The organism is Lentzea albidocapillata (genome assembly GCF_000719115.1).
Lineage (GTDB): Bacteria > Actinomycetota > Actinomycetes > Mycobacteriales > Pseudonocardiaceae > Lentzea > Lentzea albidocapillata.
In genome coordinates, this window is the sequence record NZ_JOEA01000002.1 from 244,673 (window position 1) to 269,261 (window position 24,589).

The 24,589-nt window shown below is 69.7% G+C and carries 31 protein-coding genes; 11 read left to right on the plus strand and 20 right to left on the minus strand.

The features are described 5' to 3' along the window. Positions 1–43: 43 nt before the first annotated feature. Positions 44–991: a helix-turn-helix transcriptional regulator gene (locus IG04_RS0103125; protein ID WP_036013473.1), complete on the minus strand. Its 948-nt coding sequence runs from the start codon at positions 989–991 to the stop codon at positions 44–46. Between IG04_RS0103125 and IG04_RS0103130 the strand changes: the two genes are divergently transcribed. Further along, a complete protein-coding gene (locus IG04_RS0103130) occupies positions 950–1,999 on the plus strand; it encodes an alpha/beta fold hydrolase (protein ID WP_245815844.1) in 1,050 nt (349 codons plus the stop codon). The two genes, IG04_RS0103125 and IG04_RS0103130, sit on opposite strands and share 42 nt — an antisense overlap. Here IG04_RS0103130 and IG04_RS0103135 read toward each other — a convergent pair. Next, a complete protein-coding gene (locus IG04_RS0103135; RefSeq protein ID WP_030474978.1) occupies positions 1,996–2,826 on the minus strand; it encodes an aldo/keto reductase in 831 nt (276 codons plus the stop codon). The genes IG04_RS0103130 and IG04_RS0103135 overlap by 4 nt on opposite strands. A 102-nt stretch (positions 2,827–2,928) precedes the next feature. On the opposite strand from IG04_RS0103135, the gene IG04_RS0103140 reads away from it, so the two are divergent. Beyond that, entirely contained in the window at positions 2,929–3,855 is a 927-nt protein-coding gene (locus IG04_RS0103140) for a LysR family transcriptional regulator (protein ID WP_030474979.1), read from the plus strand. 38 nt (positions 3,856–3,893) lie between these two features. On the opposite strand, the gene IG04_RS0103145 is transcribed toward IG04_RS0103140, so the two are convergent. After that, positions 3,894–4,790 carry an oxidoreductase gene (locus IG04_RS0103145; RefSeq protein WP_030474980.1) on the minus strand — a complete coding sequence of 299 codons (897 nt, stop codon included), beginning with the start codon at positions 4,788–4,790 and terminating at the stop codon, positions 3,894–3,896. A 122-nt stretch (positions 4,791–4,912) separates the two neighbouring features. Between IG04_RS0103145 and IG04_RS48860 the strand changes: the two genes are divergently transcribed. Further along, positions 4,913–5,020, plus strand: coding sequence for a DUF3995 domain-containing protein (locus tag IG04_RS48860; RefSeq protein ID WP_159460408.1), 108 nt, complete (start codon positions 4,913–4,915; stop codon positions 5,018–5,020). A 1-nt stretch (position 5,021) separates the two neighbouring features. Here IG04_RS48860 and IG04_RS46225 read toward each other — a convergent pair whose 3' ends face one another. The 6 genes from IG04_RS46225 to IG04_RS0103180 form a co-directional block, all read right to left on the minus strand. Next, positions 5,022–5,546: a DUF6239 family natural product biosynthesis protein gene (locus tag IG04_RS46225; RefSeq protein WP_030474981.1), complete on the minus strand. Its 525-nt coding sequence runs from the start codon at positions 5,544–5,546 to the stop codon at positions 5,022–5,024. 1 nt (position 5,547) lies between these two features. Next, complete coding sequence (locus IG04_RS0103160) at positions 5,548–6,090, minus strand: hypothetical protein (RefSeq protein WP_030474982.1); 543 nt, start codon at positions 6,088–6,090, stop codon at positions 5,548–5,550. Positions 6,091–6,173: 83 nt separating this feature from the next. Then, positions 6,174–6,818 carry a winged helix-turn-helix transcriptional regulator gene (locus IG04_RS0103165; RefSeq protein WP_420843945.1) on the minus strand — a complete coding sequence of 215 codons (645 nt, stop codon included), beginning with the start codon at positions 6,816–6,818 and terminating at the stop codon, positions 6,174–6,176. A 73-nt stretch (positions 6,819–6,891) separates the two neighbouring features. Continuing rightward, a complete protein-coding gene (locus tag IG04_RS0103170) occupies positions 6,892–8,085 on the minus strand; it encodes an ABC1 kinase family protein (protein WP_051768763.1) in 1,194 nt (397 codons plus the stop codon). A gap of 3 nt (positions 8,086–8,088) precedes the next feature. Then, a complete protein-coding gene (locus IG04_RS0103175) occupies positions 8,089–8,697 on the minus strand; it encodes a hypothetical protein (protein WP_030474985.1) in 609 nt (202 codons plus the stop codon). Next, the gene (locus IG04_RS0103180; protein WP_051768765.1) at positions 8,694–9,911 is read right to left on the minus strand and encodes a cytochrome P450; all 1,218 of its coding nucleotides are present in this window, start codon (positions 9,909–9,911) and stop codon (positions 8,694–8,696) included. The genes IG04_RS0103175 and IG04_RS0103180 overlap by 4 nt, the downstream gene beginning before the upstream one ends. Before the next feature lie 136 nt (positions 9,912–10,047). Here IG04_RS0103180 and IG04_RS43690 point away from each other — a divergent pair, with 136 nt between their 5' ends. Next, positions 10,048–10,437, plus strand: coding sequence for a VOC family protein (locus IG04_RS43690; RefSeq protein ID WP_030474987.1), 390 nt, complete (start codon positions 10,048–10,050; stop codon positions 10,435–10,437). Between the two features lie 114 nt (positions 10,438–10,551). Here the strand turns inward: IG04_RS43690 and IG04_RS0103190 are convergent, their stop codons facing one another. After that, entirely contained in the window at positions 10,552–11,769 is a 1,218-nt protein-coding gene (locus IG04_RS0103190) for an FG-GAP repeat domain-containing protein (protein WP_211257654.1), read from the minus strand. 180 nt (positions 11,770–11,949) lie between these two features. Between IG04_RS0103190 and IG04_RS0103195 the strand changes: the two genes are divergently transcribed. Further along, positions 11,950–12,462, plus strand: coding sequence for an ester cyclase (locus IG04_RS0103195; protein ID WP_211257655.1), 513 nt, complete (start codon positions 11,950–11,952; stop codon positions 12,460–12,462). 54 nt (positions 12,463–12,516) lie between these two features. On the opposite strand, the gene IG04_RS0103200 is transcribed toward IG04_RS0103195, so the two are convergent. Together IG04_RS0103200 and IG04_RS0103205 are read right to left on the minus strand one after the other, a co-directional pair. Further along, positions 12,517–13,320, minus strand: coding sequence for an ABC transporter permease (locus tag IG04_RS0103200; protein ID WP_030474990.1), 804 nt, complete (start codon positions 13,318–13,320; stop codon positions 12,517–12,519). Then, entirely contained in the window at positions 13,317–14,321 is a 1,005-nt protein-coding gene (locus tag IG04_RS0103205) for a daunorubicin resistance protein DrrA family ABC transporter ATP-binding protein (protein ID WP_030474991.1), read from the minus strand. The genes IG04_RS0103200 and IG04_RS0103205 overlap by 4 nt, the downstream gene beginning before the upstream one ends. Before the next feature lie 152 nt (positions 14,322–14,473). Between IG04_RS0103205 and IG04_RS0103210 the strand changes: the two genes are divergently transcribed. Then, entirely contained in the window at positions 14,474–14,851 is a 378-nt protein-coding gene (locus tag IG04_RS0103210) for a VOC family protein (protein WP_030474992.1), read from the plus strand. Positions 14,852–14,946: 95 nt separating this feature from the next. On the opposite strand, the gene IG04_RS0103215 is transcribed toward IG04_RS0103210, so the two are convergent. Further along, positions 14,947–16,140: an FG-GAP repeat domain-containing protein gene (locus IG04_RS0103215; protein ID WP_030474993.1), complete on the minus strand. Its 1,194-nt coding sequence runs from the start codon at positions 16,138–16,140 to the stop codon at positions 14,947–14,949. 178 nt (positions 16,141–16,318) lie between these two features. Here IG04_RS0103215 and IG04_RS0103220 point away from each other — a divergent pair, with 178 nt between their 5' ends. Beyond that, a complete protein-coding gene (locus IG04_RS0103220; RefSeq protein WP_030474994.1) occupies positions 16,319–16,903 on the plus strand; it encodes a PadR family transcriptional regulator in 585 nt (194 codons plus the stop codon). Between the two features lie 13 nt (positions 16,904–16,916). Here IG04_RS0103220 and IG04_RS0103225 read toward each other — a convergent pair whose 3' ends face one another. Genes IG04_RS0103225 through IG04_RS0103245 form a run of 5 tightly spaced genes read right to left on the minus strand, consistent with a single transcriptional unit; the run spans position 16,917 to position 20,432 of the window. Then, positions 16,917–17,348, minus strand: a complete 432-nt coding sequence (locus IG04_RS0103225; protein ID WP_051768767.1) for a hypothetical protein — start codon at positions 17,346–17,348, stop codon at positions 16,917–16,919. 40 nt (positions 17,349–17,388) lie between these two features. Next, positions 17,389–17,928, minus strand: a complete 540-nt coding sequence (locus tag IG04_RS0103230) for a nitroreductase family protein (protein ID WP_051768769.1) — start codon at positions 17,926–17,928, stop codon at positions 17,389–17,391. Next, positions 17,928–18,179: a hypothetical protein gene (locus tag IG04_RS0103235; RefSeq protein WP_030474997.1), complete on the minus strand. Its 252-nt coding sequence runs from the start codon at positions 18,177–18,179 to the stop codon at positions 17,928–17,930. The genes IG04_RS0103230 and IG04_RS0103235 overlap by 1 nt, the downstream gene beginning before the upstream one ends. Positions 18,180–18,186: 7 nt before the next feature. Next, positions 18,187–19,113 (minus strand): hypothetical protein, encoded by a 927-nt coding sequence (locus IG04_RS0103240; protein ID WP_051768771.1) that lies wholly within the window; start codon positions 19,111–19,113, stop codon positions 18,187–18,189. Positions 19,114–19,142: 29 nt separating this feature from the next. Further along, on the minus strand, positions 19,143–20,432 hold the full coding sequence (locus IG04_RS0103245; RefSeq protein ID WP_030474999.1) for an ABC1 kinase family protein: 1,290 nt from the start codon (positions 20,430–20,432) through the stop codon (positions 19,143–19,145). Between the two features lie 103 nt (positions 20,433–20,535). On the opposite strand from IG04_RS0103245, the gene IG04_RS0103250 reads away from it, so the two are divergent. After that, positions 20,536–21,048, plus strand: a complete 513-nt coding sequence (locus IG04_RS0103250; protein WP_159460409.1) for an SRPBCC family protein — start codon at positions 20,536–20,538, stop codon at positions 21,046–21,048. A 1-nt stretch (position 21,049) separates the two neighbouring features. On the opposite strand, the gene IG04_RS0103255 is transcribed toward IG04_RS0103250, so the two are convergent. Continuing rightward, positions 21,050–21,901, minus strand: a complete 852-nt coding sequence (locus tag IG04_RS0103255) for an SRPBCC family protein (protein ID WP_030475001.1) — start codon at positions 21,899–21,901, stop codon at positions 21,050–21,052. A gap of 151 nt (positions 21,902–22,052) precedes the next feature. On the opposite strand from IG04_RS0103255, the gene IG04_RS46230 reads away from it, so the two are divergent. The 3 genes from IG04_RS46230 to IG04_RS0103270 all read left to right on the plus strand — a co-directional run bounded on the left by IG04_RS46230 (position 22,053) and on the right by IG04_RS0103270 (position 23,792). Further along, complete coding sequence (locus tag IG04_RS46230) at positions 22,053–22,478, plus strand: ester cyclase (protein WP_030475002.1); 426 nt, start codon at positions 22,053–22,055, stop codon at positions 22,476–22,478. Between the two features lie 112 nt (positions 22,479–22,590). After that, the gene (locus IG04_RS0103265; RefSeq protein WP_051768778.1) at positions 22,591–23,076 is read left to right on the plus strand and encodes a DoxX family protein; all 486 of its coding nucleotides are present in this window, start codon (positions 22,591–22,593) and stop codon (positions 23,074–23,076) included. 110 nt (positions 23,077–23,186) lie between these two features. Beyond that, entirely contained in the window at positions 23,187–23,792 is a 606-nt protein-coding gene (locus IG04_RS0103270; protein WP_030475004.1) for a winged helix-turn-helix domain-containing protein, read from the plus strand. Between the two features lie 10 nt (positions 23,793–23,802). Here IG04_RS0103270 and IG04_RS0103275 read toward each other — a convergent pair whose 3' ends face one another. Further along, positions 23,803–24,546 carry an SRPBCC family protein gene (locus IG04_RS0103275; RefSeq protein WP_030475005.1) on the minus strand — a complete coding sequence of 248 codons (744 nt, stop codon included), beginning with the start codon at positions 24,544–24,546 and terminating at the stop codon, positions 23,803–23,805. Positions 24,547–24,589 lie beyond the last annotated feature (43 nt).

The window sequence follows — 24,589 nt, forward strand, 5'->3', positions numbered from 1 at the left end:
CCTTCCGTCAGGCGGTCCGAGAGTACCGAAACGAGGGACGGCCTCAGCCGTATCGCTCAATGAGCACGTTGCCGATCGAGGCCAGGTGGTCGCGCACACCCGGAGGGCCGGTCACCTCGATCCATTCGACCAGCCCGGCAAGCTCGCCGGCGAGCACGTTCTCGTCCTGGCCGCGGATCACGACCGCGACGCGGCCGTCAGTCGTGGAACCTCCCACCTCGAGCCGGCCACCGAACGCGATCCGGAGCAGGCCCACCCCGTGGGGCACGCACACCGCCTGGACCTCGAGAGGCGTCCGCTTGCGGTCGACCTCGTCGGCGATCGCCCGCCAGCTCTCGGCGAGGTCGAAGTCCTCGGGCCGGTGCACGCGATCGCCGGTCGGAACGGCGGACGACACGCGGTCGATCCGGAAGGTCCGCCGGCCCGCCTCGGTGTTGGTGACGAGATACCACGACGCGCCTTTGGCGACGATGCCCAGCGGGTGGACGGTCCTCTCGGTCACGACGTTCTCGCGGTCGACGTAGCCGAGCCGCACCTGGACGCCGCGGATCACCGCGTCCTGGAGTTCGTCGAGGAAGCGGGGCGGCCGGTGCTCGACCCGGCTCGCCCCCCATCGTCGCGGGTCCACGACCAACGACGACGCCGCTGCCTCGGCCTGCCCCCGGAAGGGCTCCGGCAGGGCGTGGACGAGCTTGCGCAGAGCTGCTTTCACGGTCGGCGTCGCGACCGAGGCCGGCCCGGCGACCAGGAACAGGGCGCGGGCCTCGCTCTCGGTCAGCCCGGACAGGTCGGTGCGGGCGCCGCCCACGAGGCGCCAGCCGCCGCCTCGGCCCTGCAGGGAGTACACGGGCACCCCGGCCATGGCCAGGGCGTCGAGATCGCGGCGAGCGGTGCGCTCGGAGACCTCCAGCTCCCGGGCGACCTCCGCCGCTGTCACCTGCTCGCGCCGTTGCAGCAGGAGGAGGACGGCCACCAGCCGATCGGTTCGCACGCCGCCAAGATTTTCACAGAAACCGGTCATGGGCTGACCGGTTTCGGTCGGCAAGATCACGACATGGTCGATCCAACCGATTTTCCCGAGCCCACCCTTGTCCCCGTCAACGGCGTGGAACTCGAAGTCTTCGAAGCAGGCCGGCACAACGCGGGAAATCCCGTTGTGCTCTGTCACGGCTGGCCGGAGCACGCCTTTTCCTGGCGCTATCAGGTGCCTGCCCTTGTCGCAGCGGGCTTTCACGTCATCGTCCCGAACCAGCGGGGCTACGGCAACTCATCGCGTCCGGCCGAAGTGATGGACTACGACATCGAACACCTGTCGGGTGATCTCGTCGGACTTCTCGACCACTACGGGTACGAGGACGCCACCTTCGCCGGTCATGACTGGGGTGCGATCGTCGTCTGGGGACTCACCCTGTTGCACCCGAGCCGGGTGAACAAGGTGATCAGCCTGAGCATGCCCTACCTCGAACGCGGAGAAAAACCGTGGGTCGAGTTCCTGGAGGACCTGCTCGGCAGCGACTCCTACCTCGTCCACTTCAACCGGCGGCCAGGCATCGCGGACGCCGTGTTCGACGAGAACACCTTCCAGTTCCTCCGCAACATGTTCCGGAAGAACGAACCCTCCGGAGAGCCGCAACCAGGAATGGCGTTGATCGATCTCGCCACAGCGGAAACACCGCTCGGCGAGCCTCTGATGAGCGACGGCGAACTGGCCGTTTTCGTCTCCGCCTTCGAATCATCGGGGTTCACGGGCAGCGTGAACTGGTACCGGAACCTCGACCGCAACTGGCACCTGCTGGCGGACGTGGACCCCGTCATCCGCCAGCCCGCCCTCATGATCTATGGCGACCGGGACACGGTCGCGAAGTCCGAGACACTGGCGAACTTCGTGCCCGATGTGGAGGTGGTCAATCTGGATTCCGGCCACTGGATCCAGCAGGAAAGGCCGGAAGAGACCAACCAGGCCATCCTGAAGTGGCTGGAACGCCAGGATTCCGCCTAGTTTCCCGTGATCCAGTCCGTGCTGGGCCGGTCGAGGTGCTCGAAGTCCTCATCGGGCAGGTCCACGTTCACCGCGCCGACGTTCTCCTCGAGGTGGTGCGGGGAGGACGTGCCCGGGATGGGGAGCATGACCTTCGACCGGCGCAGCAGCCACGCCAGTGCGACCTGCGCCGCAGTGGCGCCGAGCCGGCGGGCCACCTCGGTCACCGGCGAGTCCGACCGGACGCTCGGAGCGATCGGCAGCCACGGCAGGAAAGCGATGCCGTGCCGTTCGCAGTGCACCAGCACGTCCTCCGAGCGCCGGTCGCCGAGGTTGTACCGGTTCTGCACGCTCACGATCGGCGTGATCCGCCCGGCTTCGACGATCTGGTCGACGGACACCTCGGACAGCCCGGCATGCCGCACCTTTCCCTCCTCCTGCAGTTGCCGCAAGGCGCCGATCTGGTCCGCCAGCGGGATGGTGGGGTCGATCCGGTGCAGCTGGAACAGGTCGATGCGCTCGACCCGCAGCCGGCGCAGGCTCAGCTCGGCCTGCTGGCGCAGGTACTCCGGACGACCGAGCGGGATCCACTCGTCGCCGGGGTGGCACTGGCCGGCCTTCGTGGCCACCACGACGCCGTCGGGGTACGGGTGCAGGGCCTCCGCCAGCAGCTCCTCGTTGCGGCCGAGATCGTAGGAGTCGGCGGTGTCGATGAACGTGACGCCGAGTTCGACCGCGCGGCGGGCCAGTGCGTGCGCGGCGGCTGGGTTGTCCGCGGGCAGCCGCATGGCGCCGAAACCCAGCCGGTGGACGGGAAGGTCGCCGCCGAGGACGAGGTGGTGATGCACGGAGTCTCCTTGCGGTGTCGGTTCCTGCGGCACCGACACTGCCGCCCCGCCGTTGCTAAGACAATCGAAACATTCTTGGGGTGATTGCGTAGCATCGCTGATGTGTTGAACCTGGAACGCCTGCGGACGCTCCACGCCGTGTCCACGACGGGATCGGTCCGCGGCGCCGCCGAGGCACTGCACGTGACCACCTCGGCGGTGTCGCAGCAACTGTCCACATTGGAGCGCGAGGTAGGTCAGCGCCTGCTGGAGAAGCAGGGGCGCGGTATCCGGCTCACCGACGCCGGCGACCTGCTCGCCGAGCACGCGGGCAGGCTGCTGCGGCAGGTCGAACTCGTCGAGACCGAGCTCGCCGGCCACCACGGCGCGGTGGCCGGATCACTCACGATCGCCGCGTTCGCCACGGCCGCCCGCGGCCTGCTGCCGACGGTGCTGCACACGCTGCGCCAGCGGCACCCGGCCGTGTCGGCGCGGCTCGCGGAACTGGAACCCACCGAGTCGATCGCACAGCTGCGCCACGCCGACATCGACATCGCGGTGGTGCAGGACTGGCCGGAAGAGCCACTCACCGTGCCCGACGGGATCTCATCCGCCCCGCTGCTGGAGGACGTCCTCGACGTGGCACTACCCGCCCGGCATCCCTTCGCCGACCGGGCAACCGTCACCCTGGACGAGCTGCACGCCGAGGACTGGGTGGGCTGGCCCAGCGACGAGATCTGCCACGGCTGGCTCGAGAACACCCTGCGCCGCAACGGAATCGAGCGCCGGGTCAAGCACACCGCCTCGGAACACTCCACCCAGCTCGCGGTGGTGGCGGCGGGGCTCGGCGCCGCGATCATCCCCCGGCTCGGGCGCGGCCCCACACCGGTCGGTGTCCGGTTCGTGCCGCTGCTACCGGCACCCCGGCGACGGGTGTTCGCGTTGTGGCGCAACAGCACCACGAACCGCCCCGCCTGCCGGGCGGCGCTGAGCGCACTGCAGGACGCCGCCCGGCAGTGCGACGTCACCAGCGTGGCCGAGCGGGCATAGCAGAGCCGAACGGCAACGAGCCGCTTCGCCGGTCGAGCTCAGGACTTGGCGGTCAGTGGGAAGGTCACCCCGGTGAGCCGCTCCGACTCCTCCCACAGCCGCCGCGCCAGCACCGGGTCAGTGGCCGCCGCAGACCGGCCGACCAGCGCAGGATGGCCGTGCAGCTCGAACCGTCCGTCCGGGCCGACGTAACTGGCGCCAGGTAGGTCCTGGGTCGCCGCGAACAACGACGGCAGCGCGCCCTGCTCCTCGGTCTGCGCCAGGTAACGCCCGGCCAGGTGCACGATCTTGACCAGGTGCCGGTTGCGTCCCTTGGTACCCAGGTTGGTCGCCGAGTAGCCGGGGTGCGAGGACAGCGCGCGCACGGACGACCCGGCCTCGCGGCAGCGCCGCTCCAGCTCCAGGGTGAACAGCAGGTTCGCCAGCTTCGACCTGCCATAGCCCTTCACCGGGGTGTAGCCGGAGCGGGCGAAGTCGAGGTCGTCGAGATCGAGCACGCCCGCCTTGTGCGCGCCGGAGGCCACGGTCACCACGCGGCCGGTGATCGAGGGCAACAGCAGGTTGGTCAGCGCGAAGTGGCCGAGGTGGTTGGTGCCGAACTGCAGCTCGAACCCGTCCGCCGTGCGCCCGTACGGGGTCATCGCCACCCCGGCGTTGTTGACCAGGACGTCGAGCTCACCCTGCCAGCCCTCGGCGAACGCGCGCACCGACGCCAGGTTCGCCAGGTCCAGTTCCCGGACCTCGGTGGTACCGGACATGGCGGCCGCGGCCCGCTCACCGGCGGCGACGTCGCGCACCGCGAGCACCGTGCGCGCCCCTGCCGCGGCGAAGGCGGTCGCCGTGCCGCGGCCCACCCCGCTGGCCGCACCGGTCACCACGACGGTGCGGCCGGTCAGGTCGGGAAGGTCGCCGGCGGCCCACCTGTGCTTCGTCATGATCGCCAGCTTATGCGGCGTCGCCCGGTGGGGCTGATGAGGCTGTCCACCAGGTACGCCAGGGCTTCCGGGTCGTCGACGACCTCCGTGCGGTACTGCTGCGCGGCGCGGCGGGCCTGGTGGTGTCGTCGTCACGGCAGGACACCGAGTTCGCCCGGCTCGACCAGCGGATCTACTCGCCACTGTGCCTCGGCCTGGCGGCATGCTGCGCGGCGGTCGCGCTGGGATGAACTACTGCCAGCCACCGGCTGAGGCGACCTTCGCGGTGATGGCGACCACCGTCAACGCGAGCGTCCCGGCCGTCACCCGCACCGCGATCCTGCCCGGCCGTGACCGCGGCGCGCAGAAGGTCAGCCAGGACACGGCGGTCAGGGCGGCGGTGAAACCGCCGGGCAGGTCGGCCGGTGCGCGGAGCAGGCCGGTCACGGTGGCGGCGGCCACGAGCCACGGTGCGAGCAACGCCGTCCGCACGAGGAGGTGCGGTGCCCGCCACCAGATGACGAACGGCACGATGCCCGCGACGAGCAGGAGCACGGTCGCCTGCGGCGGCAGCCCGAACGCGGGGACGACCATCATGGCCACCAGGAACGCGGTGGTGGACGCCCCGGTCACCAGCAGCGCGTCCGCCCGGCGCGGCGGTGGCGTGGTGATCCGCATCAGCGCGAAGCCCGCCACCACCGGAACCGAGAAGTAGAGCATCAGGTAGAGCAGCACCGGTCCGGCGAGCACGGGCACCGTCGAGCCGTGGTCGTGCATCTCAGGCCGCGCAGGTACAGCGCATCGCGGCCCGGTCCGCCCGCGAGGGACGCAGGTGGAAGTAGACGGCGACCATCATCGGGACGAACACGACCAGGTTGTAGAACAGGTGCAGCTCGACGCGCGGCAGCACCAGCTGCAGGATGCTCACCGGCTGCGGGTACCCGAGCAGGTTACGGCCGGTGATGGCCTGCAGGAGCAGGAGCAGGTGCTCGAAGTGGTGCCAGAACTGGATCCACAACGCGATTTTCCACCATTTCTTCGCACGCCCGACGAAACCCGGTGCGAGCGCGAAGAAACCCACGAGCATGATGACGGCGTAGCCGTAATGCATCCATTCCGACGTCACCAGCCACGGGATCCAGAGACCGAGCACACCACCGGCCGCCGGGCGCGGCCATCCGAGCAGGAACACCTGCACCGCCTGCACGATGTGTTCCGCCCAGTGCGCGAGCACCACGAACATGAAGAGGTTGAGCGCGAGCTTGTGCCAGCGCTCGTTGAGTGCGCCAGGCGCGGACCACGCCCCGGCATGAGTAGTCATGAATCAGCTCCGTCCGGGAAGCCAGGAGTGGTCCGGACGTTACCGACGGGGCGGAACAGGCCCCTTCTCCCAGATTGCGCGGATCAGTTCAGCCCGAGCAGGAGAATGCAGCGGCGCACCGATTCCGCTTTGCCTTTGATGCGCACGTCTCCGGTCGCGATCGCCTCGAACGGCGACACCATCCGCGCACCGACCCTGACGAACGTGTCGGCGTCGCACTCGACCGTCAGGTCGGGCCGTTCGGCATGACCGCGGCCGAACGCGACGGCGCCGCCTTTCACCTCGATCACGAACGGCTCGTCGCCGACCTGGAACTCGTAGACCTCGTCGACGGCCGGGATCGCGGACTCGACGACCATCGACTGGACGGCGAGGAAACCCCACTCCGCCCTGACCGCACCGGAACGGTCCTCCTCGCGCAGGAACCCCAGCCCCCAGTTCGCCAACGCCAGCACCGGCCCGCGCAGCTCCTCGCCGAGGTCCGTCAGGTGGTACTGCCGTGCCCGCCCGTCGCCTTCCACGGACGACTGCTCGACCACGCCGTGCTCCACCAGCGTGCGCAGGCGGTCCGACAGGAGGTTCGGGCCGGCGCCGGGAAGGTTCCCGGCCAGTTCGGTGAAGCGGGCCGGGCCGATCAGGAGCTCGCGCAGCACCAGCAGCGTCCAGCGCTCGCCGATGACGTTCAGCGCCGCGGCAAGCCCGCAGAACTGGCCGTAGTCACGTTTCACCGAAGCCATCACACCGCCCAAACTCGCTATCAATTCTAACACCGAGTCGAACGGTCCACAGCGGACCCGCCGTTCAGGTCATCATGCCGCGCAGCACGAACGGCAGCGCCTCCGTCTGGAAGTCGACGTCCGCGCACACCTCCCTCAACGTGCCCTCCAGCACGACGAGCGACAGGATCGGGAACACGAACGCCGGATCCGCGGCGAGGCCGTGCTCGCGCTGGATCGCGAAGAGCCGGACGGTGAACGGCACGAGGTCGAAGTCCGCGATCGAGTCGCGCGTCGCCGACTCGACGAGCCGGATCATCCCGGTGCGGAAGCCCTCGGGGTCCGACCGCTCGGTGACGCCGGCCGTGGCGAGCACGACGTCCGCGCACGCGGCGCCGTCTCCGCGGGTCATCCGGTAGAAGAACTCGACGAACGCCCGCCGGCCCGAGTCGGTCATGCGGCGGCAGAAGCCCGCGTCCACGATCACCGCCGAGCCGTCCGGCATCGCGTACAGGTTGCCGGGATGCAGGTCGCAGTGCACCAGACCGTCAAGGAAGATCATCTGGTAGACGGCGCGCAGTGCGGTGATCGTCGCGTCGCGCTTCGCCTGCGGGGACACGGCCCCGTCACGCAACCCCGGCACGTGCTCCATGACGAGCACGCCCGGCCCGCAGTACTCGCCGATCACGTCCGGCACCCGGACACCGGGCACGGCAACGAGGTTCGCGCCCAGCTCCCGCAGTGCCGCGGCCTCGGCGTCGAAGTCGAGCTGCTGGCGTACCGCGTCCGCTATCTCGCCGACGACGTTCACCACGGGCATCCCGCCCAGCAGGCGCAACGACTCCGCGAGCCGCGCCATCCAGCCGAGCAGCGCGAGATCACGCGCGACGACCCGGCCGATGCCCGGCCGGCGGACCTTGATCGCGACGTGGCGGCCGTCCCGCAGCTCGCCCCGGTAGACGCACGCGATACTGCCGGCCGCGGCAGGAGTCACTCCGACGAGGTCGGCGCGCAACCGGGCCGGAAACCGCTGCTGCGCCTCGGAAACCGGCACCGCGGGCAGGTCGTCGTATACGTGGGCGAGCGCGCGGCACACCCCCAGCGGCACGACGTCGACCCGCGTGCCGAGCAGCTGCGCCACCTTGAGGAACGTCGGCCCGAGGCGCACGACGGCGTCCGTCAGCAGGTCCGCCCGCCTGCTCGAGAACGCCGCCCGCACACCCGTGGCCGCCAGCACTACCAGGACTTCGAAAGCTCTCAGGACGACCGCCGCGCGCACGCGTCAGTCCGTCGGGACGTCGATCTCGTGCGTGACGTGGCTGCCGCACACGCTCGTCGACGCCAGCGCGAGTCGTGGCTTCGCGGAGCCGGGCTCGGTGGCGTGCAGGCCGCCCTCCAGTTCCGTCACGTCGTAGAACGTCGTCGGCGTGCGGGACAGGAAGGTGGTGCCGACCGGCGGGAACGTGGTGATCGCCTTGGCCTCCATCAGCAGCGGGTCGAGGTTGAGGTACAGGCGCCCGCGCAGGCTGATGATCAGGTACTGCTCGAAGACGACGTCCGCCGGCAGCAGCGCCTCCGCTCCTCCCTGCTGCAGCCCGGTGAGGATCCCGAGGTTGGGGCGGGCGGGGTTCTGCTGGATCAGCAGGCCCGTCTCGTTGGAGTGGAAGTGCGTCATCAGCCGGGTGACGGCGATCTGCGGCCGCCCGTCGGGCAGGGTGGTGAAGTCCTGCGCGCTGCGCACCGCGCTCAGGCCCTTGACGTCCGCGCAGTCCAGCGTCTCGCCGTCGGAGAAGAGCACGGTGAGCTGGCCGCGGATGCTGAGTCCCACGTGGTGCTGGCTGTTCGGCACGACCAGCGGATCGGAGCGGTCGGGCGCGGCGTCGACGGTCATGGTGTGCTCCTGGGGTTCTGCGCCGTGAAGGCGATCGGGAGCGTCAGCACGCCGCGGAACATCGTGCTGCGCTGGTACTGGAGTTCGCCGGGGTTCTTCGTCAGGGTCCAGTCGGGCAACCGCACCAGGGCGCGGAACACCGCGGCGAGCTCGAGCCGTGCGAGCACCGCGCCCACGCAGTGCCGCATCCCGCTGCCGAACGACAGCGGGTGCACGCCGGTCCTGGTGACGTCGAACCGGTCCGGGTCGGCGAACCGCTCCGGATCCCGGTTCGCGGCGCCCATGAGCGCGACCACGAGCTCACCGCGCCGCAACGTTCTCCCCCGCAGTTCGAGGTCGTCCACGAGCTGCCTGCTGTTGGACTGGACGGACGAGTCGAAGCGCAGCATCTCCTCCACCGCGTCCGGAATCAGGTCCGGCAGGGCCCGCAACAGGCTGAGCTGGGCGGGATGCCGCGCCAGCGCCAGCACTCCGTTGCCGATCTGGTTGGTCACGGTCTCGTGCCCCGCGAAGATCAGCGTGACCACCATGGCGATGACCTCTTCGCGGCTGGCGGAGCCGTCCGCGCACAGGGTGCCGAGCAGGTCGCCGGAACCGCGCCGCACCCGGATCAGGTCCGTCAGGTAGTCGGTCAGCTCGGCCATCGCGGCCTGGCCGTCGGCGATCTCGCCCGGCCCGGCCGCGAGGTCGAGGGTGGGTCCGATGCGCAACGACCACGCGCGGATCAGGTCTCTGTCCTTCGGGGGAAGGCCGAGCACGGCCGAGATCACGCCCAGCGCCAACGGGTACGCGACGTCGTTGATGACGTCGAGCTCTCCCGCCGACGGGTCGACCAGCTCGTCGACGAGCCGGTCGATCTCGGGCACCAGCGACCGGAGCGCACGGGGCGCGAACGCGGGCATGACGAGCGCCCGCAACCGGCTGTGGTCCGGTTCGTCCTGGAACAGCAGCGTCCTGCTGAGGATGCCGCTGAGCGGGCCGGGCCCGACGAGCTGCGACCAGAAGTCCCGGATGCCTTGCCGGACAAGGCGATCCTCGGCGAGAACAGCTCGCACGTCGTCGTAGCGGGACACGAACCAGATGCCGTTCACGCCGCGGTGGACGGGATCGTTGCGCAGCAGCCAGTGGTAGTAGGGGTACGGATCGCGCTGGACCTCGGGAGCCGAGGGATCGAAGCACGCGACCGGGATCGGATGTCCGGCGAGCTGGGTCATCGCGAACTCCTCTGTCCGGAGGAGGCAAGGTTACTTATTTTTCATATACTGAGTCAACGAGAGGGCGTTCTCATCCCTAGCTCTTTCCCTGTCTCACTTCACTTCGTAGTAGTGATCTTGCGGAACGGAGGCCCCGATGTCCCTTCACCGCGGCGCGCTGGCGTGGTTCGAGATCCACGTCCGTGACGTCACCAGAGCAGCGGAGTTCTACGGCACGGTGTTCGGCTGGACGTTCGACCCGCTCGGCGACGCCGACGAGAGCCTCGACGGCTACCTCGTCATCAGGACGGCGGACGGTGAGAGCGGCAACGGCGGCATCGCCCGCACGGCGACGCCGGACGAGGCCGTCGGCCGCGAGTCGAGCGTGTTGTACCTGCACGTGGACGACATTCCGAAGACCGTCGAGGTGGCGCTGACGGCCGGCGCCACGCTGCACCGCCCACTCATGAACATCGGTGGCGCCCACGGGTTGTGCGCCGTCATCCGCGATCCGGACGGCAACCACGTGGGTCTCTGGTCGTCGTGACCGCACGAGAACGAGGGGTTCCCCGCCGGGTGACCACACCGGCGGAGAACCCCATCTGGCACGGCGGTCGCGGCCAGGCCCTGGGCGAGGGGGAACGAGCAGCCCGGGCCGGCGTCAGCCGCCGGTGGTGTTGAGCAGCACCGAGACCGTGTCCGCGAGCGAGTCCGCGGTCGCGAAGTCGGCCTTGCCGTCGCCGTTGAAGTCGGTGACCACGATCGCGGGCGCGCCGGCGCCGACCTTGATACTGACCGGGGCGGCGAACCCGCCCTTGCCGTCACCGTGCAGCAGGCTCACGTCGTCGGAGTCGAAGTTGGGCGCCACGATGTCCGCGAACCCGTCGCCGTTGAAGTCGCCGACCCCCGTGTCCGACGGGTGCGCACCCGAGCCGAGCACGACCGGGCCGCCGAAGCCGCCCTTGCCGTCACCGAACAGCACGGCGATCTGGTCCACCTCGTACAGAGCGCTGACGACGTCGAGCGCGCCGTCGCTGTTGAAGTCGGCGAGCGCGGCACCGGCCGAGGTGTCGCCCGCCGGGAAGACCGCGGGCGGACCGAACCGGCCGCCGCCGTCACCCTTGAGCACGGCGACGTCGCCGGAGTTGTAGTTCGACACCGCGAGGTCGAGCTTCCCGTCGCCGTCGAGGTCCGCGACCGACAGCCGCAGCGCGCCGTCGCCCGCCGGGTGGTGGGCGGGTGCGGCGAACGCGCCCTTGCCGTCCCCGAGCATCACGGTCACATCGTCGCCGTTGAGGTTCGGCGTCACGATGTCGAGGAAGCTGTCGCCGTTGAGATCACGTGCCACGGCGCGGGCCGGTCCGTCGCCCGCCGGGAAGGTGACCGGCTCACCGAACTTGCCGGTGCCGTCGCCCAGGTACAGCGACAGGTCGTCGGACCCGAGGTTCGCGGCGACGAGGTCCTCGTGGCCGTCGGAGTTGAAGTCACCGGCCGCGAGACCGTTCGGGGTGCGGCCGGCGGGCAGGATCAACGGTGGCGCGTAACCGCCGTTGCCGTCGGCGATCAGCACGGCCACGTCGTTGGAGTTGTAGTTGGGCGTCGCCAGGTCCAGTGCGCCGTCGTCGTTGAGATCGGCCGCCAGGATGTCGGCCGAGGCGTCGCCCGCCTTGAACGCCCCGGCCGGCGCGAACGACGCCTGCTGGGCGGGCATCGGCACCGGTGCCGGGGTTCCGGCGGGCGGCACGTTCGCCGTCGGCCGCGCGCCGGACGAGGTGCCCGGCGGGGGATCCGGTTCGGACTTCGTGGTGCAGCCGGCGACCAGCAGCACCGCCACCAGAGATCCGGCCACTTTTCGGGAAACGCGCATTGCGGCGCCCATGTGCTTCTCCTCGCACTCGATCGGCTGCGCTTTCCAGTGTCAGCGGCAGGGCTTCCACCAGGCTTTTCATCGCTTGCCCAATCACGAAGCGCGTGAAGTTCACATTCAGCACACTGGAAGAAGAAAGAGCTGGCGGCGCGCCGTAGAACGGGTCCTACAGCTGCCTGGAAACGGGGAGAGATGAGCGACATCGAATCATTCGGACGAAAGCTCGGCGATTTTGCGCACGGCCTGCTCGCGGGCCAGGACGGAGAAGGCGGCGTGACGAACGAACTCCGCAACGAAGAGACGCTGCGGGCGCTCTACCAGAAGTTCAACGACAACGACCTCGACGCGGCGAGCACGCTGCTCACCGACGACTACGAGGGCATCGACGTGCCGTCGGGCGAGGTGGTGCGCGGCCCCGCGGGCTGGAAACAGCGGCAGGCGGCGAACCGGATCCCGATGCCGGACGCGCGGACGACGATCCAGTCCCTGGTGATCAAGGGGGACTTCGCGGTCGCGGAGGTGGTCAACGAGGGCACGCACACGGCGCCGTTCCCGTTGCCCGGCGGCGGAGAGCACCCGCCCACGGGCAACCGGATCCGCGGACTGAGCTGCGAGCTCTACGAGTTCCGCGACGGCAGGATCGCCAAGGGCACGCTCTACTACGACTTCCTGACGGTGGCGAACCAGCTCGGCCTGAAGTTCTGACCACAGCACACCGCGCGCACGGAACGAGTCCGTGCGCGCGGAGGGCTGGAACCGTCAGCGGGCGACGGCCTTGCGGTAACGACTGGTCGCGAACGGCACGAACACCACGAGCATCACCACGATCCACAGGAACGACGCCAGGATCGCGTTCTGCAACGGCCACGCGTCACCGGGCGGGAAGGCCGGGTTGGTGTTGCCGAACAGCTCCCGCACCGCCTGCGTGACCGCGGACACGGGGTTCCACTCGGCGATCACCCGCAGCACGGCGGGGAAGCCCTCCGGGCTGACGTAGGTGTTGGCGATGAAGCACAGCGGCATGATGATCATGAAGCTGGCGTTCGTCACCACCTCCGGCGCCCGCACCGACAGTCCGACGACGGCCAGGATCCACGACAGCGCGTACGCGAATGCCAGCAGCAGCACGAAACCCGCCGCCGCCTCGCCCGCCGAGCTGTCGATGCGCCAGCCGACGAGCAGTCCCGTCGCGACCATCACGACGATCGACAGCACGTTGTTCGCGAGATCGCTGATCGTCCGTCCGATGAGGACGGAGTACGGCGAGATCGGCAGCGACCGGAACCGGTCGACGATGCCCTTCTGGATGTCCTCGGCCAACCCCGAACCGGTGATCACCGAGTTGAACACCACGGTCTGCACGAACACACCGACGAGCAGGAACTCGGTGTACGACACGCCCGGCACCTGGATGGCGCTGCCGAAGATGTAGGCGAACAGCAACGTCGACATGATCGGCATGATCAGCGACGACATCATCAGGTCCGGCACGCGCAACGTCCTGGTGAGGTTGCGCTTCGCCAGCACCACGCCGTCACCGACGGCGAGTCCCACCGCACTCATCGAACAGGCTCCTCGTTCTTCGTCTCCTCGGCCTTCACGCCCTCACCGTTCTGCTCGGCCTTGTCCGCCGGATGCCCCGTGAGGGCGAGGAAGACGTCGTCCAGCGTGGGCCTGCGCACCGAGGCGTCGACCACCTCGATGCCGGCCATGTCGAGCCTGCGCACACCTTCGACCAGCACTCCCCCGGCGGCCGCGATCGGCACGACCACCCGGCGGTCCTCCTGCGTGGCAACGGGTTCGCCGTGCCCGATAGGCGCCAGCACGGCGCGGGCGTGGTCGAGGTCGGCCGCGTCGCGCAGCGTCACCTCGAGCCGGTGGCCACCGACCTGGTCCTTGAGCTCGTCGGCCGTGCCGTTCGCGATCAGCTTGCCGTGGTCGATCACCGCGATGCGGTGGGCCAGCCGGTCGGCCTCCTCCAGGTACTGCGTCGTGAGCAGCAGCGTGCTGCCCGACGCGACCAGTTCACCGATGGCCTCCCACGTGGCCTCACGGCTGCGGATGTCGAGGCCTGTCGTCGGTTCGTCGAGGATGAGCACCTTCGGTTTGCGCACCAGCGCGCCCGCGAGGTCGAGACGCCGGCGCATGCCGCCGGAGTACTCCTTGAGCCGCCTGCCCGCGGCCTCGGTCAGGTCGAACTGCTCCAGCAGCTCCTCGGCGCGCGCCTTCGCACCCTTCTTGCCCAGGTGGTAGAGCCGGCCGATCAGCTCCAGGTTCTCGTAACCGGTCAGCAGCTCGTCGACCGCGGCGTACTGCCCCGACAGGCCGATCACCTCACGCACCGCGCGCGGATTCGCCACCACGTCGATCCCGGCGACCTCGGCGTGGCCGCTGTCGGGCTGGATGAGTGTGGCGAAGACCCTGACCGCCGTGGTCTTGCCCGCTCCGTTCGGGCCGAGCAGGCCCATCACCGTTCCCTCGGCGACCTCCAGATCGAAGCCGTCCAGCGCCGTCACCGACGCGTACTTCTTCACGACTTCCCGAGCCACGATCGCTGCGGTCATCATCGCCTCTCCGCCGGGCTCGAATGCCGGCTCACCCCTCCGGAAACCGCGCGCCGCACTGGGCGGCATATGACTAAACATCATACAATCGATATGACTGTTTGTCACACAAACAGCACTCTTCGGACACGACGGGCAACGGTGGAGACGACATGGACCTCGTCCAAGGCATCGGCGGTGTCTTCTTTCGCGCGAAGGACCCACGGGCCCAGGCCCGGTGGTACCGCGACAACCTCGGCATCCCGATCAGCCCCGCTGACGGCGACCAGACCGGTGAGGAGCGGATGTGGGACCAGCAGGCCGGGCCGACGGTGTGGGGCCCGTTCCCGCGGGACACCGAGTACTTCCACAACCCCGCCCAGCAGGTGATGATCAACTTCCGCGTCGCCGACCTGGACGCCGTGCTGGCCCGGCTGCGATCCACCGGCACGCCGATCAGGGACGAGATCGAGGAGTACGGCTACGGGCGGTTCGCCTGGGCGTGCGACCCGGAGGGGAACTGGTTCGAGCTGTGGGAACCGCGGAACTAGGGTCTGTATCGAAGTCCCGTTCGATGAGAGTCGCGCCTGAGGTGGTTCCCGCCCGTGCGGCCGCACGGGCGGCGTCCCGGACTTCGATGCGGGTTCTAGCCGCCGGTGGTGTTCCGGAGCACCACGACGTTGTCGGCGTGGGAGTTCGCCACCGCCAGGTCCGCCTTGCCGTCACCGTCCAGGTCACCAGCGACGATCTTGATCGGGCCGTCCGCGACGGGCACCGTCAGCGCGGCGGAGAACCCGCCGCGGCCGTCGCCCGCGAAGACCGAGACGTTGTCGGACTCGAAGTTCGCGGACGCCAGGTCGACGTCGCCGTCACCGTCGAGGTCGGCGGCCGCGATCCCGGTCGGACCGTCACCCGCCGGCATCACGAGCGGCTCCGCGAACCCGCCGCTGCCGTCGCCGAGGAGCACGGAGACCGTGTCGCCCTCGTAGTCGGGGGTGGCGAGGTCGGCGTGGCCGTCGGCGTTGAAGTCGGCCGTGACGATCCCGTGCGGGCCGTTGCCCGCCTTGGCGGAGACCACGGGGGCGAACGTGCCGTCGCCGTTGCCGAGGAGGATTCCGGCGTCGTCCGAATGATGGTTGCCGGAAGCCAGGTCCATTCGCCCGTCGCCGTTGAAGTCGGCCGCGGTGATGTCGGCGGGGCCGTTCCCGGCGGGCAGGTGCACCGGTGCGGCGAACCCGCCGCTGCCGTCGGCGAGCATGACGCTCACGTTGTCGCCGTCGTAGTTGGCGGTCGCGAGGTCGAGGCTCCCGTTGCCGTCGAGGTCGGCGGCGGCCACACCGGACGGACCGTCTCCCGCGGCGTGCACGGTCGGCGCGCTGAACCCGCCCTTGCCGTCACCGCGCTGCACGGTGACGGTCTCGTCGCTGACGTTGATCGTGATCACGTCGGCGTTGCCGTCGGCGTCGACGTCCGCGGTGGCGTTGCGCAGTGCCGCCGGTCCGGCCGGGATCGTCACGACCTCGCGGACACCCGCCCTGCCATCACCGAAGAGCACCGACGCGTCGCCCGGTCCGAGGTTCGCCGTGACGAGGTCCAGAGCACCGTCGCGGTCGAAGTCCGCGGCCGAGATCGCCCGCGGGTTGTCGCCGACCTGGCTGCTCGCCGAGGTCGCGAACGACAGCGCGGGTCCCGCCGGGACGGTGGACGGCGGCGGGGTGCCCGGAGGCGGCTCGCCCGGTTTGTCGCTTCCGCCTGTGCAGGCAACGGTGAGAGCCGCCGTGAACACGATCACAGCCGCGGAGCTGCTCCTGGCGTGCCGGGCCATGGTGGGTTGTGTCATCGGGATTCTCCTTGCCGTGGCGTACCTTTTCGCTCACCTCGATTGATAGCCCGCGACCGGCCGGACCCGCTTATCCCGTCTTGCCAAACCCCCGCGGCACCGAGGGTCCGCTTTGGACACAACGGGGTGGCAGACTGTCGTCGAGCCGTTCACCGCACGTCAGGACGCAGGAGACACCGTGGCGCAGGAAGAAGTGCCCAGCCAGGACCCGGCGCTGCCCGCGACGGCGTACGCAGTGCTCGGCCTGCTGTCGTTCGGTCAGGAGCTGACCGGGTACGACCTGCGCAAGTGGGCGATGAACCTGCGCTACTTCTACTGGAGCCCCGCGCAGAGCCAGATCTACCTGGAATTGCGCAGGTTGCTGCAGCACGGGCTCGTCGAGGTGCACCTGGAAGAGCAGAAGAGCCGCCCGGACAAGCGGTTGTACCGGATCACCGACGCCGGCCTGAAGGTCTTCCGCGAATGGCTGGACCACGCCCCCGTCGGGCCTCCGCTGCTCAAGCACTCCGTCGCGCTGCGCCTGTTCTTCGGCCACCAGACCAACCACGGCAGGCTGCGCGAGGTCCTCACCGAGTACCGCGACTGGGCCGTGGAGCAGACGAGCGGGCTCACCCAGCTCAGGACCGAACTGGACCAGGCGCTGCCCTACCCCGCGCTGGTCGCCACCTGGGGCTCCGCCTACTTCGCCGCCGAGATCACCGCGATCGACACCGTGCTGGCCGATCTCGACCGCATGGAGGCCGGGCCGCGGGAGCAGGACTGACGGGGCCGCGGCACTAGCGTTTCTGCTCGATGCCCTGGGGCTCGTCGCGGTCGTCGAGCCGTTCAGCGAACTGGGCACGCAGGTGGGTGACGATGGCCGCCGACTCACGACGCACCCGGTCCACCTCCCAGCGCGCCTGCTGACGCACCCGTTCGATCTCCACGCGGTGGTCCTCGACGAGGCGCCGGCGCTCTTCCTGGGCCTCGTCGAGGGTCTGCTGCCAGCGGCCCAGCAACTGGTCCCGCTCGGCCACCACCGCCGCCCTCGCCTGGTCCACCAGGTTGTCGGCGGCCCGCTGTCTGACCATTTCCTCCGCGCGTTGCTGCTCGGCGTGCCGCAGCTCTTCCTTGGCTCGCTCGTGCCTGATCATCCGTCGTGCCCCGAAGAAGCTCAGAAACGCGGTGACGACCGCCGCTATGGGCCCGCCCAGCTGCAGAAAGTCCATTGCACGCCATTCTCCGCCGTGAAGAAAACATTGCTGTTCCTCAGTATCGTGATTCGGCGGAGGAGCGTCTCTTCCCGGTTGCGAGATCCGCGGGCGAGCCCCAGCGGCCGGAGAACACGATGTCGGACAACGACATTCGCGCGGCCGGACGGACTCGATCAGGCCGCGCCCACCGCAGCCCGACCACCGTGACGAGGTCGTGCGTGTCCGGTACGGCGAGCGCGGCGCGCACCGCCACGCGGTCGAACCCTCCGTACTGCCGCACCTGCAGGCCCTCGGCGCGCGCCCTGGCGGTCAGTCCTCCGACCGCCAGGCCGAGCTCGTACTCGGTGCCGCGCATCCTCTTGCCGGCGTCGTCGGTGGTCCGGACGGTCGCCAGGATCAACGCGACGGCAGTGCGCGCCTTGACGCGGTTGTCCTCGGCGAGGGCCGAGGACAGCGTCCGGAAGGTCGGATCCGCGCACCTGCCCAGGACGAACCGCCACGGCTGCCGGTTCCAGGCCGACTCCGACGAACGGGCCGCCTCGAACAGCCGCACGCACGTCTCGACCGGGATCGCGGGGCCGAACGCGCCGGACATCAGGTCACCTCGGCGCGCGACGCCCGGTGCGACTCCAGGCACCCGGCGAGTACGACGAACGCGATGCCGTGGTGTGCCCAGCCGGACTCCGCCAACCACGGCAACACCACGCCGAGCAGTCCTCGCGCGTACGGCTCGGGTATGTGGAACAGGTAGGTCTGCGCGAGTCGCAGCAGGAGTTCGGCCCAGTACACGAGCACGACCACCGTGACGACTGTCAGCACCGGGCGGGTGTTCGGCCGCGTCGACATCCCGCCCTCACCAGCCGACGGCCGGGTACCAGATGAGCCCGGCCCGCCCGAGGGATCGCAGGTCCCAGTACAGCAGGGTGAAGGTGCCGAAGACGAGGAACGCGACCGCGGTGATCCGCTCGGTGCGGCCGGGCCTGGCCGCCAGCCAGCGCTGCACGCGGCCGCCGGTGCCGTGTGCCAGCACCAGGAACACGACGGCGGCGATCACCAGGTTTCCCAGTGACTGCAGGACGAACGCGGACATCCCGTAGAGCACGTTCCCGCTCTCCGCCGCGTGCCGGAACATGATCCGGAACAACGGGAACGGCCGGCCGATGAGCAGTGCGCCGATCAGCACGCCCATCACGACGAGCGGCACCGCCGGGTGGCGCTGACGGACGCGGGCGAACGGGTCGGGCACCAGACGCAGCGCGGCGAGGCCGAGGTAGACGAACGCGACGCCGATGAGACCGAACACGATCATCGACTGGACCTGGCGCGGGCTGAGCACACCGGCCACGCTCGCCGTGGTCGCGAACTGCGGCATGGAGGTGCCCACGATCGCGACCAGCGCGCCGTAGACGGCCGAGATGCCCACTGCTCCCACGCAGATCCACCACAGCGCGCGCAGCGAGTCCCGCCAGCGCGGCCTGGCCGCACCTCGGTCGCCGACGAGTGGCGTCACGACTCCGAACACCGCGATGTTGCATGCGGTGAAAGAGCCGGCCAGCCCTGTGACGAACGCGAAGGCGATGCCCGCCAGCACACCGTCCAGAGGCGTGGCCTTCGCGTCGTGGCCCAGCATCGAGTTCGCGACGTTGTCGCCGATGACCCGGTCGACGAACGGCGCCGACCAGATCACCGTGAGCACGAACCCGGCGAGCGCGCTGAGCACCACCAGCCGTCCGCGTTTCGGGATCGCCGGACGTTGTGCGTGCAGGAAGGTCGGTTGCATTCTCGCTCCTGTCGAGGAGGGAAGGGCCGTCAGGCCTGCTTCCGGGAACCGTTCTTGAGCAGGCCTGACATGACCGCCCTGGTGAGCACGGGGATCGACTCGGCCTGGAAGTCGACCTCTTCGTCGAGCTCGTTGATCCGGCCCTCCAGTACGAGCAGGGCCAGCAACGGGAAGATGAACTCGGGCGCCGCGAACAGCCCGTTGACGCGCTGCAGGTCGAACAGGCGCGTGGCGAACCGGACCAGGCTGAAGTCGCGGGCCGCGCGGCCGCTCGACTCCTCGATCAACGCGACGGTCCCCCGGCGGAACGCGGCGACGTCCGCCCACTCGGCGACGCCCTCCGCGCTCTCCTGGAGGATCTCCGCGCAGTGCGGGCCGTCGCCGCGGGCCATGTGCATGAAGAACTCGGCGAAGAGCCTGCGCACCCTGGGTTCCAGCCGGACCACGAACCCCGCGTCGAGCAGGACGATCCGGCCGTCGCGCCCCAGGTAGAGGTTGCCGGGGTGCATGTCGCAGTGGACCAGGCCGTCGAGGAAGAGCATGCGGTAGACGCAGAACAGCACCCGCCGGGCGAGCTGGGCGCGTTGTGCGGCGGGGGTGGTCTCGGTGGCGAGCGGGGAGAGGCCGTCGACGAACTCCATCACCAGCACGCCTTCCGTGCCGTAGGAGGGCAGCGGACGGGGGATGTGCAGGTACTCCACGTCGGCCAGCACCGTGCGCAGCTCGGCGAGGGCGCCGGCCTCCGCCTCGAAGTCCGCCTGCGCCGCCACCGCGGCACCGATCTGGCGCAGTACCGCGACCGCGGGCAGGCCGCGGAACCACGGCAGCCGCGCCGTCACCGCGGCCCCCGCGCGCATGATCGCGAAGTCCTGCTCGATCAGCTTGCGCACACGGGGTCTGCGCACCTTGAGCGCCACGGGAAGCCCGTCCAGCTCGGCCCGGTAGACGCACGCGATGCTGCCGCTGCGCACGGAATTCCAGTCGACCGCGAAGGGTGGAGCACCGCCGTACGCCGAGCGCAGCACTTTCCTGGCCGTGCGGACCGGCATGGGTGGCACCCGGTCGTGCAGGTCCGCCAGCGCCTCGCACCACCTGACCGGGAGCACGTCGCGCCGCGTGCTCAGCAACTGCGCGCCCTTCACGAAGGCGGGCCCCAGCGCGACCACCAGCCGGCGGGTGCGGCGCTGCACCACCGCGCCCGCCTCCGCACGGCTCACGCACGCGCGCACCACGATCACCGGGCAGGCCAAAGCCAGGTGCCACAGGGAGATCGAGACCACGGTGATCGCTCGCAGGACGAGCTGAACGCTCTGGAACATGCCTACGGTTATAGGACCCCAGGACAGGACAACACTTGTCCCAGCTTGCGCGGATCGCGATTACGTTAGCCTGCAAGGAGATTCATCGACCGGAGGTGTGCCCGTGGACGTGACCACCCTCGCCGTGACCGTCGAGCTCGAAGTCGACGCCCCCGCCACCGAGGTGTTCGACGCGGTGGCCGATCCGACCCGCGTACCCGAGTGGAGTCCGGAGTGCGTCCATGTCGCCTGGATCGGCGGCGCCAGGGGTGCCGAACCGGGCGCCCGGTTCCACGCGCGCAACCGGGCCGGCGAGTGGGAGTGGGACGTGACCTGCGAGGTGGTCGAGGTCAGCAGGCCGGAGAGCTTCTCGTGGATCGTCGTCGGGTTCGCGGGAGATCCGTCGCTGCCCTCCTCGACCTGGCACTACCGGCTCGCCGAACGTCCGGGTGGCGGAACGCTGATCACCCAGACGTTCCGCCACGGCCCCGGCGGCAGCCACCTCGTGCACGCGATGGAGGCGCAGCCGGAGCACGCGGGCGCGCTCTACGAGTTCCGGCGCACCGTGTTGCTGAACAACGTGACCACCACGATGCGGACGATGGCCACCTCGCTTGGCTGGCTTCCCGCGGACTGAGTCAGCGGTGCCGCCACTGCGGCGCCTCCCAGCGTTCGCCGATCTCGACCATGCGCTGCAGGTTGATCAGCAGGTTCTGCCAGCCGAGCTGGTAGCCGTCGGACGGGCGTCCGTCGACGAAACCGCTGTGGCGCAGGCTGATCCTCGTCCCTTCCCCCGGTTCCTCGTCCAGCTCCCAGCTCACGAGGGTGTCCGGCCAGCCGTCGTTGTGCCAGGTGTAAGCGAGCCGGTGTGGTGCCTCGATGTCGACCACCGTCATCGGGCCGTGGTCCCAGCCGAACTCGTAACGCCCGCCCTCCCACGGTTCCACCACCGACTGCGACGGCAGCCACTTGTCGATCATGGCCGGATCGAGGAGCACGGAGAACACGTCATCGGGGCTCGTGCCGACGACGATCGTCGCGAGAGCCGTCTCCTCGCAGGGAACCGTGTAGTCGGGACGCGGCGCGAGAGTCCGTCCCTCGGTGAAGTTGGCGAGGTTGCCGACCGCGATCCCCCAGAAGTCGTTCATGCTCGCCCGATCGAATCCCCAGAACGGAACCGGCTCGTGCCGCACCGACACCGTCGTGTCACCGCTGACGGTTCCGCGCACCGCCAGCTCGACCGCCGTGCTCATCCCCTCCATCTCCCAGTCGAAGCGCAGCTTCCCGCCCGGCTCGGCCGACACGTTCGTCTGCCGGGGTACGTCGCCGAACGGCGTGTGCCTTCCCCAGAACTCGAATCTGCCGTCGTCCAGCCGGACGTCGACGTGCTCGGCGAACCACGTGCTCAGGGACAGCTCGGTCGTCATCGCCCGGTACACCGCGGGCGCGGGGGCGAACACCATCGCCTTCACGAACACCTTGTCTGCCATCGCTGGCACCTCCCGTTGTCAGCTCCATGCTGCGTCGGCCGGCGGTGTCTTCTCGACCGCCGGGGAAGATGCGGCAACCTGCGAGAGGACCGCGCGCGGCCCCGGCGGTAGACCAGAAGGGGAACACCGCGCGGCAGACGGGAATCCCGCCATGACAACACCTCAGGCCAACGCGCACCTCGCGCGGACGATGTACCGGCACTTCACCGAGAACGACGTGGAAGGCGTGGTCCGGCTCCTCGCCGAGGACTACGAGCTCACCGACATGGCGACCGGTGAGTCGATCCGCGGGCACGACGGGTTCCGCGACTGGATGCGCCGCAGCCGCGCCGGGCTGCCGGACGCGGTGGCCGAGGTCATGGCGCTGCACCAGGACGGCGACGTGGTGGTCGCGGAGGTCCGCAACCACGGCACGCACACGGGCACGCTCACCATGCCGGACGGCACGGTGTACCCCGCCACCGGACGCCGCCTCGACGTCCGCGGCTGCGAGGTGCTGCGGTTCCGCGCGGGCCGGATCGTCAGCTGCACGGTGTACTACGACGCGCTGAGCATGGCTCATCAGCTGGGCATCTGACAGAGCCGTTGCGGGACAACGGGTCTCATGGGACAAAAAGTTTTGTATTGACAGCTCGATTCGTTCGTGCGACCTTGGGTGCACCGCCGGACACCGCCCCAGGGGGAGCGCCATGAGCATCGCGATCACCACACATTCCTTGCGCGTCACCACTCACGTCACCGAAGTCGCCTCTCGCTGGCTCTCGCGGCACAGCGTCCGGTTGCTGCGCCTGAGCCTGGGCCTCGTGTTCCTCGGCTTCGGCGCGCTGAAGTTCTTCCCCGGGATCAGCCCGGCGGAGCACATCGCGGGCACGACGGTGGAGATGCTGACGCTGGGCCTGGTGCCCGGTCGCGGCGCGGTGGTGCTCGTGGCGCTGATGGAGACCTTCATCGGGCTGTCGCTCATCACCGGCAGGCTGCGCAGGACCGGGCTCGCCGTGCTCGGCGTGGCGTTGACGGGCATCCTCTCGCCCCTGGTCCTGATGCCCGCCCAGCTCTTCGAGCACGACACGTTCACGCCCAACCTGACCGGCCAGTACGTGTTGAAGGACATCGTGCTGGTGGCCGCCGCGCTCGTCGTGGCCGGCAAGGCGCTCACCCCTCGCAGCGCCGGCTGAGCCCGACCGCGGAGAGCCGCCGTCATCCCCCCGACGGCGGCTCTCGTGTTTCCGCAGCCCGGTTCGTATATAAAGGCGAAGTTGTCCGATCACTCGGTGGGGAGCCGCACGTGCACGAGATCGAAGTCATCCGCGACGCGGGCACGGCACGCATCGCCCTCGACCCGATCCGCCTGCGACTGCTGGCGGAGCTGGCCACACCGAAGTCGGCCACCACCCTCGAACCCCTGCTCGGCATCCCGCGCCAGAAGATCAACTACCACCTGCGGACGCTCGAGGAGCACGGCCTGATCCAGCTGGTCTCCGAACGCCGGGTCCGCAACACCACCGAGCGCTTCCTGCAGGCGTCCAGCTCGTACGTGATCTCGCCCGACGTCTTCGAGCAGGTCCAGCCCGATCCCCGGCACAGCCAGGACCACCGCTCGATCGGGTGGCTGCTGGCCGTGACCGCCCAGCTGATGCGCGACCTGGGCGAGTTGCTGATCGGTTCGCGCCGGGCCGGCAGGAAGGTGGCGACCTTCGCTCTGGACGGCGAGATCCGCTTCGCCTCCGCCGCCGCGCGCACACAGTTCGCCACCGAACTCTCGGCAGCGGTGACGGCGCTGGCGGCCAAGTACCACGACGAGAACGCGCCCGGCGGTCGTCCGCACCGCATGGTCGTGGCCGTGCACCCGAGCGTCCGCCCGGTGCGGCGCCGCACCCTGCCGTCAGACTGACCGTTCCGGGTCAGGCGAACCGGTCGTCCAGCCACCGTTGCCAGCACGCGGACACGTCCGCGCGCAGTGGCGGATTCCCGTACCGGTACTGGTACACGCTGACGCCGCACAGCTCGACGCCCTCGGCACTGAACCGGTGCAACCCGCGATCCGACCGCACACCGAGGTGCCTGCCGGGGTTGAGGAAGTCGACGACGCCCTCGACCGGCTCGCCCCGCGGCGCCGCGACCACGACCCGATCCCCCACGGCGACACCCGCGGGCACGCGCAGCGCGGCGAGCAGCCGGTTCCACTCCCCGCCGGACGCCGACCTCGTCATGGCCATCGCGAGCGACGCGGGCAGGCCCGCGAAACACCGCTGGGACACGATCAGGTTGTGCAGGAAGAGGTCCCAGCCCGCGTCCAGCGCGTCGTACTCCTGGTCCCACACCTCGTCGTCGAGAAAACCGTTCTGCACCAACCGGAACACGGTGTGACCGCCCTCGGCGGCCGCGAGCACGAACTCGTAGCAGTACACCGGGTCCTCCGGCTCGCCGAACCCCCCGTACACGAGCCGCTGGGGCGGTTCGGCGTCCAGCACGACACCCTCCCGCACGCCGGCGGGCCCGAAGTCCGTGCGCACCAGGCCACCCGGTGTCGGATCGATCGCGTGCGGCACGTACCAGGTGGCGAAGCCCGGACCGCTCGAGATCGCCTGCCACACCTGCTCCAGCGGCGCCTCGACCTCGACCTCCTTGACAATTCGCCGAGCCATGCAGCCTCCCCGCTTGTGCCGGTCGCGACACTCATATGACTAA

Coding starts and splice junctions, on each gene's coding strand:
- IG04_RS0103190 (WP_211257654.1), bottom strand. CDS start 11,769: ATGGGCGCCGCAATGCGCGTTTCCCGAAAAGTGGCCGGATCTCTGGTG.
- IG04_RS0103160 (WP_030474982.1), bottom strand. CDS start 6,090: ATGACTACTCATGCCGGGGCGTGGTCCGCGCCTGGCGCACTCAACGAG.
- IG04_RS0103225 (WP_051768767.1), bottom strand. CDS start 17,348: ATGGACTTTCTGCAGCTGGGCGGGCCCATAGCGGCGGTCGTCACCGCG.
- IG04_RS0103215 (WP_030474993.1), bottom strand. CDS start 16,140: ATGACACAACCCACCATGGCCCGGCACGCCAGGAGCAGCTCCGCGGCT.
- IG04_RS0103180 (WP_051768765.1), bottom strand. CDS start 9,911: ATGACCCAGCTCGCCGGACATCCGATCCCGGTCGCGTGCTTCGATCCC.
- IG04_RS0103245 (WP_030474999.1), bottom strand. CDS start 20,432: ATGTTCCAGAGCGTTCAGCTCGTCCTGCGAGCGATCACCGTGGTCTCG.
- IG04_RS0103145 (WP_030474980.1), bottom strand. CDS start 4,790: ATGACGAAGCACAGGTGGGCCGCCGGCGACCTTCCCGACCTGACCGGC.
- IG04_RS0103275 (WP_030475005.1), bottom strand. CDS start 24,546: ATGGCTCGGCGAATTGTCAAGGAGGTCGAGGTCGAGGCGCCGCTGGAG.
- IG04_RS0103210 (WP_030474992.1), top strand. CDS start 14,474: ATGGACCTCGTCCAAGGCATCGGCGGTGTCTTCTTTCGCGCGAAGGAC.
- IG04_RS43690 (WP_030474987.1), top strand. CDS start 10,048: ATGTCCCTTCACCGCGGCGCGCTGGCGTGGTTCGAGATCCACGTCCGT.
- IG04_RS46225 (WP_030474981.1), bottom strand. CDS start 5,546: ATGCACGACCACGGCTCGACGGTGCCCGTGCTCGCCGGACCGGTGCTG.
- IG04_RS0103235 (WP_030474997.1), bottom strand. CDS start 18,179: ATGTCGACGCGGCCGAACACCCGCCCGGTGCTGACAGTCGTCACGGTG.
- IG04_RS0103265 (WP_051768778.1), top strand. CDS start 22,591: ATGAGCATCGCGATCACCACACATTCCTTGCGCGTCACCACTCACGTC.
- IG04_RS0103230 (WP_051768769.1), bottom strand. CDS start 17,928: ATGTCCGGCGCGTTCGGCCCCGCGATCCCGGTCGAGACGTGCGTGCGG.
- IG04_RS0103240 (WP_051768771.1), bottom strand. CDS start 19,113: ATGCAACCGACCTTCCTGCACGCACAACGTCCGGCGATCCCGAAACGC.
- IG04_RS0103195 (WP_211257655.1), top strand. CDS start 11,950: ATGAGCGACATCGAATCATTCGGACGAAAGCTCGGCGATTTTGCGCAC.
- IG04_RS0103255 (WP_030475001.1), bottom strand. CDS start 21,901: ATGGCAGACAAGGTGTTCGTGAAGGCGATGGTGTTCGCCCCCGCGCCC.
- IG04_RS0103175 (WP_030474985.1), bottom strand. CDS start 8,697: ATGACCGTCGACGCCGCGCCCGACCGCTCCGATCCGCTGGTCGTGCCG.
- IG04_RS46230 (WP_030475002.1), top strand. CDS start 22,053: ATGACAACACCTCAGGCCAACGCGCACCTCGCGCGGACGATGTACCGG.
- IG04_RS0103200 (WP_030474990.1), bottom strand. CDS start 13,320: ATGAGTGCGGTGGGACTCGCCGTCGGTGACGGCGTGGTGCTGGCGAAG.
- IG04_RS0103205 (WP_030474991.1), bottom strand. CDS start 14,321: ATGACCGCAGCGATCGTGGCTCGGGAAGTCGTGAAGAAGTACGCGTCG.